13 protein-coding genes are annotated in these 10,779 nt (G+C 29.5%); all 13 read right to left on the reverse strand.

Translation table 11 applies throughout. The features are described from left to right. Positions 1 to 32: 32 nt before the first annotated feature. Complete coding sequence (locus KO515_RS02555; RefSeq protein WP_215934818.1) at positions 33 to 365, reverse strand: antibiotic biosynthesis monooxygenase; 333 nt, start codon at positions 363 to 365, stop codon at positions 33 to 35. A 227-nt stretch (positions 366 to 592) separates the two neighbouring features. Then, entirely contained in the window at positions 593 to 895 is a 303-nt protein-coding gene (locus tag KO515_RS02560; protein ID WP_215934819.1) for a type II toxin-antitoxin system RelE/ParE family toxin, read from the reverse strand. After that, positions 892 to 1,134: a type II toxin-antitoxin system ParD family antitoxin gene (locus tag KO515_RS02565; protein WP_028284019.1), complete on the reverse strand. Its 243-nt coding sequence runs from the start codon at positions 1,132 to 1,134 to the stop codon at positions 892 to 894. The genes KO515_RS02560 and KO515_RS02565 overlap by 4 nt, the downstream gene beginning before the upstream one ends. Before the next feature lie 220 nt (positions 1,135 to 1,354). Further along, on the reverse strand, positions 1,355 to 1,933 hold the full coding sequence (locus KO515_RS02570; protein ID WP_215934820.1) for a hypothetical protein: 579 nt from the start codon (positions 1,931 to 1,933) through the stop codon (positions 1,355 to 1,357). A 219-nt stretch (positions 1,934 to 2,152) separates the two neighbouring features. Continuing rightward, positions 2,153 to 2,704 (reverse strand): DinB family protein, encoded by a 552-nt coding sequence (locus KO515_RS02575; RefSeq protein ID WP_215934821.1) that lies wholly within the window; start codon positions 2,702 to 2,704, stop codon positions 2,153 to 2,155. 210 nt (positions 2,705 to 2,914) lie between these two features. Further along, positions 2,915 to 4,198, reverse strand: a complete 1,284-nt coding sequence (locus KO515_RS02580) for a TlpA family protein disulfide reductase (protein WP_215934822.1) — start codon at positions 4,196 to 4,198, stop codon at positions 2,915 to 2,917. Between the two features lie 190 nt (positions 4,199 to 4,388). Then, positions 4,389 to 4,949 (reverse strand): hypothetical protein, encoded by a 561-nt coding sequence (locus KO515_RS02585; RefSeq protein ID WP_215934823.1) that lies wholly within the window; start codon positions 4,947 to 4,949, stop codon positions 4,389 to 4,391. Positions 4,950 to 5,122: 173 nt separating this feature from the next. Continuing rightward, positions 5,123 to 5,842: a M23 family metallopeptidase gene (locus KO515_RS02590; protein ID WP_215934824.1), complete on the reverse strand. Its 720-nt coding sequence runs from the start codon at positions 5,840 to 5,842 to the stop codon at positions 5,123 to 5,125. A gap of 7 nt (positions 5,843 to 5,849) precedes the next feature. Continuing rightward, complete coding sequence (locus KO515_RS02595) at positions 5,850 to 6,563, reverse strand: hypothetical protein (RefSeq protein WP_215934825.1); 714 nt, start codon at positions 6,561 to 6,563, stop codon at positions 5,850 to 5,852. 9 nt (positions 6,564 to 6,572) lie between these two features. Beyond that, positions 6,573 to 6,977 (reverse strand): hypothetical protein, encoded by a 405-nt coding sequence (locus tag KO515_RS02600; RefSeq protein ID WP_215934826.1) that lies wholly within the window; start codon positions 6,975 to 6,977, stop codon positions 6,573 to 6,575. A 191-nt stretch (positions 6,978 to 7,168) separates the two neighbouring features. Then, positions 7,169 to 8,314 carry a helix-turn-helix domain-containing protein gene (locus KO515_RS02605; protein ID WP_215934827.1) on the reverse strand — a complete coding sequence of 382 codons (1,146 nt, stop codon included), beginning with the start codon at positions 8,312 to 8,314 and terminating at the stop codon, positions 7,169 to 7,171. 622 nt (positions 8,315 to 8,936) lie between these two features. Further along, positions 8,937 to 9,377, reverse strand: coding sequence for a lipocalin family protein (locus KO515_RS02610; RefSeq protein WP_215934828.1), 441 nt, complete (start codon positions 9,375 to 9,377; stop codon positions 8,937 to 8,939). 259 nt (positions 9,378 to 9,636) lie between these two features. Then, positions 9,637 to 10,665: a hypothetical protein gene (locus KO515_RS02615; protein ID WP_215934832.1), complete on the reverse strand. Its 1,029-nt coding sequence runs from the start codon at positions 10,663 to 10,665 to the stop codon at positions 9,637 to 9,639. Positions 10,666 to 10,779 lie beyond the last annotated feature (114 nt).

The raw sequence follows: 10,779 nt of genomic DNA on the forward strand, positions 1-10,779 counted from the left end.
TCCGTAACTTGCAGAATTACGATAATTGTTAACTACAATATTAATTCTTTTTTAAATTCATAATGTTGTGCTGTTTTTTCATATCTCAACAAAACACGTTTTGCATTTTCAGGAATATATGCGGTTTCATAATTTTCACCAGCAAACTTTTTTACAGAATCGATAGAATCAAATTGAAGAGTAATAAAGAATTCAACCTCATTTTTTTTATTCTGTGTTGATATGCTCACCTTTTCTAACCCATCAACTCCATTTTTTTTAACTGTTGGAAATACTTCATTAATAAGCATATTTTCATAAATAGGTGCGTTTTCTATTGTCGTCCATCCTTTCCAAGTTCTGATAATTTTTGTTTTATTCTCCATAAAAATTAGTGTTTAATTCTTTTATAAATTTCGATTCCGCAAACTTGCTCTTGCATTAAAACGAACGTGTTTGTATAAGGTTTACTTCGTGTGTTCGCTGCGCTCGGGTGTTGCGTGGTTCAGCAATTAAGTTAGCAAACTTTTATGGACCAGAGAAAATTCCGAATGAATTTTTGCAAGTAGGGGAGAACCTAGCAATTAATTATACACCGTGTTGTGTGCTGTTTTTATTTCAGACCTTTTTTAATGTCCATACTCTGATGTAATACTCTGACGATTTCCACAATTTCATTGTCTAATTTTCTGTAAAAAATCAGATGCGATTTTATTTTAGTAACTCGATAGTTTTTTCGAGTTTGCTCTGCGGATTTTCCAATTAGATAGTTGTCCGCAATAAATTCAATTTCCGCTATTATTACATCGTAATATCTGTCAGCTTGTTCTTTAGACCATTTGTTAAGGGTGTAAATCCAAATTTTATCTAAATCCTCAATCGCTTGTTGGCTTATGCGATATTTGTTTTTACTCATAAGTGTTTACGATGTAATTCTTTCAGATGTTGTTTTGGGTCAAAATTTTCAACAAATCCGCTATTTTCCCCAACTTCGAGAGCTTTTATCAGTTCTCTTTCCTTTTTTTCTTCACGTTCTAACAAACGTAATGCGGAACGAATTACTTCGCTAACCGAACCATATCTTCCTGAGTTTACTTCTTCTCGTATAAAATCCTCAAAATGATTTCCGAGTGATATTGATGTGTTTTTTCCCATTTTGACTATAAATTTACTCAAATATACCAAATATTGGTAACGTAGCCAAATAGCACACAACGTGTTTGAATATGGTTTACTTCGTCTGTTCGCTGCGCTCGGGTGTTACGTGTTTTAGGTACCTAATTTAGTAAATAAAAACCAAATAGAAAGTCCGCGATGACTTTCGTAAGTAGGCTAGAACTAGCAATAAATTATATACGGTGTTGGCACACGTAATTTATTCAAACTCTATTTTATTCAAATTTTTTTCAAAGTATTTTTTCATCTGCTCAATACTTTCTTTGTTATTATCCAAACATGCTATTCTCGAGCTTTTATTATTTGTTTGGTTAAATATTATTTCAGATTCGCTTAATTTTATCGAAGAAATATCACTTATTTCCAAATCGATATCATTTTCAAATCGTAATCTTTTATTCAGAATTTCGATAAAAGAACTGTTTTCAGTTAGTAAGCTTGAAATTACCAAAAGAAATCCAATGATTATGAGTACTGTCAGAAAAGGTTTTTCAAAAGCTGTATATTGAAATCCTGTAACAGAAAATATTATAGCAATAATTCCAAGTATTAATTTTGAGGTTTTTCTGTATTGTGCATTATTTGTTTTCAAAATGAGAATATTTTCCTTTCTCATTTTATTTCTGTTTTTGATTTTTTCATAAATTCCATATGCAACAACTATGGCGCCAATTCCAATTTCATAAACTTCAATATTTTTAATTATTCCGCTAAAGTGAACAATTAAAATTATTCCAAATATTATTTCCGCTTTATATTTCTTTATAATCGCAATCATTATTTTTATGTGTGCCTACGGTCTCGTATAACCGTCAGTTACGGGTTAAATTAGCATTTATTTTCGGTTAAGCACTGACTTTAGCAATTCCGTGTGGATTCGGACGTAGTCGAATCCGCCGTAATTGCGATTATACATTGTTGCCATTTCGTCGTTTTTTTCCACTTTATATTTAAGTCCGTTTTCTTTTTCAGATTTTGATTTTATAATTCCAAGTAATTATTGGTATAAAACATATCTTGGTGGTTTTAGTCCATTCAGTCGCATATAAACGAGCATTTGTCCTCTGTGGTGGGTTATGTGGTCGGCAAGCAATAATAAAATCTGTCTTTTTGTTCTGTCCGCCCCAAAATAATCCAATCTTTCTTCAAGTTTATTCGGGTCAAAATTTGAGATGAATTCTATTGTTTTGTCAAAAGTCTCGCTGATTTTTTCAATCATTTCTTTTTTCGATTTATCGTCCACTTTAAGTTCTGTGTCTGTATTCCAATCTCTTGCTTCACGTCCGGCCATTAATGATTGACTATGCCAGTCCATTGCCCAACCAATATGCATTAAATTTTCCGAAAAACTCATTGATTCAAGCGTAGCTTTGAATTCATATTTATCTTCGGGCATTGTTTCCGCTACAAGAATTAAGTATTCTTTCGATTTTTCTAATCGTTCCAAATATTCTTTGATGAAGTCATTTTCTTGAGCAAAAATCGGCTGTGTTAATGAAGATAAAAGCATTACCGAAGTCAGAATTAATAGATGTTTTATGTTTTTCATTTAGTTCAATTTATTATTTCCGTTGAGTTTGGTCACAATGAATGACAACGGTTTTGTGTATGGTTTACTTCGTCTGTTCGCTGCGCTCGGGTGTTGCGTGGTTCAGCAACTAAGTTAGCAAACATTTACGAACCCGTGAATATTCCTGCGGAATATTCGCAAGTAGGCTAGAACCTAGCAATTAATTATACACGGTGTTATACACCGTTTTTATTTTCTTTTATTCAAGTAGTAATTCAAAGTGTCGAGTAATCTCTCTCCTCTTAAATTTTTAGCCACAATTTTACCTTCTTCGTCAATCAAAAATGAAGTTGGATAACCGGTTACATTATAGCTTTCTTTGAATTTATTTGAATCGTCATCCAACACTTGTGGCCAATTTATATCGTATTTTTCTATAACACTTTTAAGCTTTTCTTTTGTGTCAAAAACCGCAACTCCCAAAAATTCAACATCTTTTCTGTCAGTTCCATTATAGGCTTTTTTTAAATTCGGAATTGCAGTAATACAAGGTGCGCACCAAGTTCCCCAAAATTCTAGATATAGAAGTTTGTTATTGAAATCTTTTAGATATATAGAATCTTTTGATTCAAGTTTTTTTGCTGAAAATGGTTTGACATTAAATCCAACTCTTGTAGAATATAAAATGGTATCCTTTGGCATTTTTAGCAATTGTAGTTCGTTTGTGTTTATGTCAACACCAAGATTTTTATATAAAGACTTTTCTATTTTTATAAATTCATTTAAGCCAACTATTTCTGTGTTTTTTACATCAAGTGTAATTAAACTTTTGTCGTCATAAGTAAGATAAGAGAATCCATTACTAACTAAAATATCATTTTCTAAATAGGTAGTTTTGGCAATTTTTGGAAAATTATATATTAATTCTCCATCACTTGTCGACAAAACTAAAATTTTTATTTCTTTACTTAATATTCCATCGTTTGTACTTATTTCCGCAATTACAGATTCAGATTTTTTAATTAGATTTTCATAATCTAAATCTTTAGCTCTTAGCGTAGGTTTTTTAATTGTATCGTCAGAGAAGTCTTTATCATTATTTGTATCAACAATATATTCTAGTTCTTCGTTTTGATTTTTACCTATTGCAACGTGAACAAAACAATTTATTGGTTTTTCAGAAAATTTTCTTTTGCTTAAATCAATTTTCCAAGATTCTTTTAGTTCATTAAAAAACTCCTCGCTAAAATTTCCCAGTTTGTAATTTTGATAGGCAAATTGATGTGAGTCAAACCAAACTTGGACAACATTAGATGTTATCCAACTTTCTGGAACTCCAGTCGTTTTGATTTCCGTATTACTCCAAATTCCTTTTTCGCTTAATGGTGTCCAGTCAAGGAATCCAAATCTTTTTTCAAATGGTCCATAACCATCAACTTCTGTCAGTTTTAGATTAATTAAATCAGTTGATTTAGATTCTTCTTGACAAGCAAATATGGTTGTTATAATAAGTAGGAAAATAAGTTTTCTCATAGTTTTTATTAAATGGTTGCCAACCGTTGCGTATATGAAACGTAGCGTATGAATAAACGCTAACTTTTCGGATTATACACGAGCCGAATTTTTAAATTTTTCTTTTTATCTTTTTTTTACTAAAAATTTAAAAATTTGGCGACTTCATAAATATACCCGAACCTCTCGGGAAGCCTGTAATAGCTATGTTTTATAGCTGTTGTTGTACCACGTTTTTATAGACGTCCTCTATTTCGTCCATCAAGTATAATTCTTGAAGACCCGCCTTTATTTTTGAGAAGTCCCGCTTGAAAAATAAGTCGATAAACTTTTTCGGTATTTCCACATTTTCCGATTCCGTCATATATAATTCAACTGTTCTATTCGGATTGTTCGGGTCGTCAGTCTCTAAATGATTCCCAAGTCCAATTACATATTGAAAACTGTCCTCCGTATTTGGGGCTACGCTGACTGAAAGATATTTTGAGTCATTTTTGCTTAAAACTTCTAAGTCAGGCATATTAAACTCCATAGAGTTAAATTCCTTTTTGTAGTCGCCTTTCCAATCTACGTTTTCAAAGTCCGAAATATGTTTTTCTAATGAAGTTTTGCCCAGAAGCCTGTATAAATCAGATTCCAAGTCCGTTGTATGAATTCTTGAAACGAAATCGTTTTCCATATTTTCTTGTCCGTTTGAGTTTTCCGTTTTCTTCTCTTTGCAAGAAAACATAAAAATCGAAAAAATTAATGTCCAAAATAGAGTTTTTTTCATAATGTGGTACAACGGTTTTGTGTATGGTTTATTTCGTCTGTTCGCTGCGCTCGGGTGTTGCGTGTGTAAGCAACTAATTTAGCAAATAAATCACAGATAGAATATTCCGATGGAATGTTCGTAAGTCGGCAGTGAACCGAGCAATTAATTATACACGGTGTTGTAAAACGTTTTTATTCCTTTCTTACAACCTCACTTTTCACAGGTTCTCCTCTTTCTATGAATACATCATCCGCATAATAATTTAAAAATTGCATTGGAAGACCAATTCCTTCTAGATATCCAGATTTATTTTGTAAATGGTAATGTAAATGTGGACCACCAGAGTTTCCGCTATTTCCGGCTTTGCCGACTTCTTGTCCTTTAACAACTATATCTCCAACGGAAACCATTATTGTACCTTTTTTAAAATGCGCCATAAGAGAATATTCTCCATTTAAATGGTCTATAATAATATAGTTACCTGCTTTTGTGTTTTCATCAATATCACTATTAACACTTCCAGGTATTGTATTATCATTAATATCATTTTCTAGAGCTATTATTTTTCCATAACCAGGTGCATTTAATCGTTTACCAAAGCAGTAATAATCTTCATTACTGGTTCCATCTCCAATAAAAGAGATGCCATTTAATTTTTGAACACAATCTATAGCATATCTCTGATTACGATTTGAAAAATGATTGTTCTGCAAGCCTGTCCTTCCACCTTGATTTATATGCCATTCAGCATCATCTTCAAATGGTAATTCTAATACTGTTATTGTTTGATAATTTAGAAAAATATCTTCGTCTAATTCCCCTACATTACCAATTAACTCATCAGCACAAGAAGTTGCTATAAAAATAAAAGAAGATAAAAATACATGTTTTATTAATTTTGTAAGTTTCATAATTAAGTTAAAATTTATAGATTATTCCAAGGTTTATTTGATGTTGCAATTCTCTATAAGCGCTAGGAATTTGAAGTCTATTGTACATAAAGTCGTAGGTTATTTTTAAGTCAAAATATTTTGAAAGTACATAACCATACTTAAAGTTCCACTTCACACTTTGATAACGATTAAAGGATGCAACATTTCCACCATTATTTGTTATTCTAAGTAACACGAAAGGAATTGTCAATTTTGAAGAGAGATACTGTTTTTCATTTAATTGATAACCAAAACGACTGGCAATACCAAATTCTTGATGTAAAGCTAGGTAATCAGTTCTATTATATAGAAAAGAAACATTTGTATAAGATTGTAATCCCAAATGGATAGAAAGCGAGTTTTTATTATGAATTTGTTTTAAATACGAGAAACTTAAATCTGCTTTAAGATGCTCAGCATTTAAGCTTGGAATTCTTTCGCTTTTCAACGCTGTTCTGTTAAAAAAGTCTAATTCTATTTCAAAAATGTTTTGTTTTTTACTCGTTCGTTCATAGTTTAATTTATAAATTATGTCTTTATAATCATAGCGTGATATTGGGGCAAATTCTAAATTTTTTAATGAACCTGAATTGTAACCTATAGAAAATTCAAGTTGATTCTTTTTTTTTGTTGTTTGGGAATATCCGATTGTAAAAAATATTATTAAAATAGCTGTGGTTAAAGTTTTTTTTATTTTCATTTATAATTTCTAAAATTTTAACCCTAATTGTAAGTCGAAAGGAAATCCTATCGTGAAATTTCCAGTAAAATTGTTTTTAAATCCATATTCCGTACCTGTCGATATATAGAACTTTGAGGGCTGTTCAATATTTAAGTCTGGAAAATTTTTATATATAACTTTTCTTGATTGTACACCTAAAAATGTAGACCATTTATTTGAGATGTTGTGTTTTATCAAAATCGGAACTTCTAAAGTAACGAAATCAAGATTTTTTCTAACTGAAAGACCATTTTGAAGAGTTAAATTGTTTAATAGAGAGATGTTATTAAAAACACCAACTTTTAACAGATTATCTTTAATTTCAAATTGCGATTCTTCTTGAGATGAAGCAATGGTTGTATATAAACATAGAAATATTATTAAGTTTTTCATAGTATTATTTATTTGACGAGTCAAAATGTTTTACAACCAGGGATATCATACTAAAAGGAATAAGCAATAATCGAATTAAATTCATATACAGTAGTCCAAATTTGGTTATAAATTATTTTAATTATGGCTCGAAACTAAATGAAGTAAACATATTAAAAGTCCCAATACCTTAAAACAATACAAATCCGTACTTATTTATGCGCTTTACGGTATGCATTTGGTGTCATTCCTGTTGCTTTCTTAAATGCATTGTAAAATGTTGTCTTAGAAGTAAACCCCGATTCTAATCCTATTGCTAAAAGACTGTAATTTTTAAATTCAGAATCTAAAATCATTTCCTTAACTGCTTCTACACGATAGTAATTTATATAATTTGCGAAATTTTTTCCTGTAATTGTATTTACCAACTTAGAAACATAACCTGAACTTATTCCTAATTTTTCAGCAACTTTTTCCCTATTTAATGTACTGTCTCTATAAATTTGATGATTTTTACAAAGTGCTTCAAGTTTTATGTAATAAAGATTCTCTGTTGTAGGTGGTTCTAAATTATTTGAATAATTCACTTTTTTAAGATTAGTATCTATAGATAGGTCATTATCGCTGAATGAAATCTTGTGAGTTAATAATTTATTGATACCTTCTTTATCTTTCGCTAATCTATATTTAAATAGACCAAAATATGCTGTCCAATGGATTACGAATGTTCCAAATAAGGCAAGAAGTTTCATAAAAGATGAAACGTCATATTCAAAAAATAAACCAAGAATAATTGCTAATACCCAAGAAAGCAATAATACAGAAACCAACGTCCATAAAATTGTAATCCATTTTTTTTCTTGCGTGTTGTTCGAAAATTTAATGAAACTATATGTATAGATTAAAATACCAATTATAAATGGTGGAACTATAAAAATTCCTATAAGTCTTAAAATTCCTATTACTCTATAAACTGAATTTGGAATATCATAAACACCAGCAATAGTATCAAGGTCACTAAAAATATTGATGAAGGCATAATATATAAAAGGGACAAATAACCATCGGGTTTTTTTAGAATGTCGTATAGGATGATTTACTTGGTGCACAGTAAATAGAAAAATAAAAACTGGAAAAATAAAACCCCATTCTATATTATCAATAAAACGTAGCAAGGGTATAGTGTTATATATATCTACTATTTCGAAAACAAGATTTAATAAAAGAAGCGATAGTGTAAATATGGCGTAGGCTAAATATTTATTTGCATTGCTTTTAAATAAGGACGATTTTAAAATAATTATTCCTAATACTATTCCCTGAAAAATCGCAATATTGAGAAGTGTTATATAAATCAATTACTAATTGTTTGAAAATATTATCTTTTATCTTAAATGAATCAAATCTGCTGATAAAATGGAAATAAATATACTTGTTGTAGAATATAAATTATGAAAATATATCTTAAATGTTTGTTACAAATGTTTTACAACGTGTTTCTTTAGTTTGTAATAAATATCTTTATATAGAAAAAGAGGAGAACTATAACGTGTTTTAGATTAGTGATCTCTTACACGTACGTGTATGGTTTACTTCGTCTGTTCGCTGCGCTCGGGTGTGGCGTGGTTAAGTAACTAATTTAGTAAACTTTTACGAACCCGTGAATATTCCGCAGGAATTTTCGTAAGTAAGCCTAAAAAAGCAATTAATTATAAACGGTGTTATGTGCAGTTGTTTTTATAGTCTTACATTATTTTCCAACGTGATATCTCTCAAATGTAACTTATTTACTTAAAACTCAAAAAAACCTCCGAATTAAAATCCGTTTTTTATTTAGTATGATTTTCGTTTCTATTAGTTAAATTAAAGCTGTTGGATAATTAAATGTTTAATCAAAAAAAATAACGTAAAAGAATATAAATTAAATTTTAATTCTTTTCCGCTATTTTTTAAACGCTGTTATATGCTATTTTTTATGTGTTAATCTATTTTAGTATAAGTATCAATGTAAGTGAAAGTTTCGCTCTGGTACGTTTCTACATATTTCAATTTAAGTGTTGTAGCATTTAGCTCTATTATTTCTTCACTATAAAAATCTGTTGCGTCATCTACATTAGAAAAAGTAAGGATATTGTCATCAATTGAATAATTTTCAGTAGATGAATATGATTGGTCACATGCATCTCCATAATAATCGGTCTGTTCAGCTTGTGTTCCGTTGTAAACATAAGTTTCTAATAAATCACAGTTAGATAAGTCTTCCGTAACACCATTTTCAGATTGAGCAGTCCATGTCCATGAGCCTATAATTAATTCGGCATTCGACAAAGAAGGACTTGTACTATCATCATCATCATCACTACTACAGGAAAAGAATATTCCAATGGCTAAGGCTAAAAAGATTCGGGTTAATTGTTTCATTTTTTGTTTTTAATATTAAATTAATAATTATGGTTTAAAATTTTTATTGATTCTTTTATCTTTTTCAAAAACTTAAATATTGTCGTAATATAATAGTTTTTTTTGGATTTGAGTGGTATTGCACATAACGGTCTAATGTATGATTTCGTTGCGTGGTTTAAGCACTAATTTAGCAAATAAATCACAGATAGAAAGTCTGCGAGGACTTTCGTAAGTAGGCTCTAACCAGCAATGAATTATACAAGTTGTTGTGCTTTCGTTATCTTATTTTAGTAAGCCTGATAGGATTACCCCTATATTCTATACCAATCCTACCCAAGGAGTCTCTATTAAATTTCCAAACACCACCTTCATTTAAATAAAGAGTATCATTAATTTTATAATTTCTTAAAGTTTCTATATAATTAAATTCGCTATCAGAAAAATCAAAGTATAATATATTATTTTTCACATATAATTTATTTAAAATATCTCTTTCTCCTTCAAATTTATATATGCCTAAAAATCCTTTTAATTCGTTTACGTTAACCTTAGCTAATAAGTGCAACGGTAGTTCTGATTTTTTGATATTTAATAAAGAATCAATTTTTCTATAAGTTTCAATTGCTTTTATACGATACCTCATACTTTCACCAAATAAATTTTCACTATCGTTCATATATTTTATAATATATTTTTTGTAGCGATTATCATTTGCAAAATAATTAGCCTCTTCATTTGAAATTTGCTTATGTTTCCTCTTATATATTTCCCAGTCTTGACTGTACTTAAAATCTACATTACTATAAACGGTACTTCTAACTCTTTCGTTATAAACATTAATAGTTGAATTTAAGCTAACATATAGATTCTTCAAATCTTTTAATATAGGTGTATAATTTTTAGGCATAACATCAATTTGCCTCATTAGATTTTCGTAGCCGTTTTTATTGATTACAAAGTCGATATAATAATTTCCAATTTCAGTAATTTTTTTATTCTTATAATCATTAATCGTGGCAGGGTTTTTAAAGTCAAAAATCTTTTTCTGAATTGAATCATCTATTAAATATGACTCTAAAACATCTTGTGACAATTTAATATCATCTAATAAATTACTTTGAATTTCCTTAAGACTTGAAACAACAGACTTTTTGTTTTTTTCTAATTCGTTTCTATTATTAATATTTAAAGCAATTAAAATACCGAGAACAACCAGAAAAATTTCTCCAATAGCATATAATAAATATTTGCTAAACTTGTTTTCAGTCAGCAATCTTTGTCTAATTTTTCTAAAGAATTTTATCATTGGTTAGAGATTGGTTATAATTAGGCACAACGTGTTTCTTTAGTTTGTAATAAATATCTTTATATAGAAAAAGAGGAGAACTATAACGTGTTTTCGATTAGTGATCTCTTACAC

Origin of the sequence: Winogradskyella psychrotolerans (genome assembly GCF_018860545.1) — a bacterium.
Lineage (GTDB): Bacteria > Bacteroidota > Bacteroidia > Flavobacteriales > Flavobacteriaceae > Winogradskyella > Winogradskyella psychrotolerans_A.

Coding starts and splice junctions, on each gene's coding strand:
- KO515_RS02555 (WP_215934818.1), bottom strand. CDS start 365: ATGGAGAATAAAACAAAAATTATCAGAACTTGGAAAGGATGGACGACA.
- KO515_RS02595 (WP_215934825.1), bottom strand. CDS start 6,563: ATGAAAATAAAAAAAACTTTAACCACAGCTATTTTAATAATATTTTTT.
- KO515_RS02580 (WP_215934822.1), bottom strand. CDS start 4,198: ATGAGAAAACTTATTTTCCTACTTATTATAACAACCATATTTGCTTGT.
- KO515_RS02560 (WP_215934819.1), bottom strand. CDS start 895: ATGAGTAAAAACAAATATCGCATAAGCCAACAAGCGATTGAGGATTTA.
- KO515_RS02585 (WP_215934823.1), bottom strand. CDS start 4,949: ATGAAAAAAACTCTATTTTGGACATTAATTTTTTCGATTTTTATGTTT.
- KO515_RS02575 (WP_215934821.1), bottom strand. CDS start 2,704: ATGAAAAACATAAAACATCTATTAATTCTGACTTCGGTAATGCTTTTA.
- KO515_RS02590 (WP_215934824.1), bottom strand. CDS start 5,842: ATGAAACTTACAAAATTAATAAAACATGTATTTTTATCTTCTTTTATT.
- KO515_RS02600 (WP_215934826.1), bottom strand. CDS start 6,977: ATGAAAAACTTAATAATATTTCTATGTTTATATACAACCATTGCTTCA.
- KO515_RS02610 (WP_215934828.1), bottom strand. CDS start 9,377: ATGAAACAATTAACCCGAATCTTTTTAGCCTTAGCCATTGGAATATTC.
- KO515_RS02570 (WP_215934820.1), bottom strand. CDS start 1,933: ATGATTGCGATTATAAAGAAATATAAAGCGGAAATAATATTTGGAATA.
- KO515_RS02615 (WP_215934832.1), bottom strand. CDS start 10,665: ATGATAAAATTCTTTAGAAAAATTAGACAAAGATTGCTGACTGAAAAC.
- KO515_RS02565 (WP_028284019.1), bottom strand. CDS start 1,134: ATGGGAAAAAACACATCAATATCACTCGGAAATCATTTTGAGGATTTT.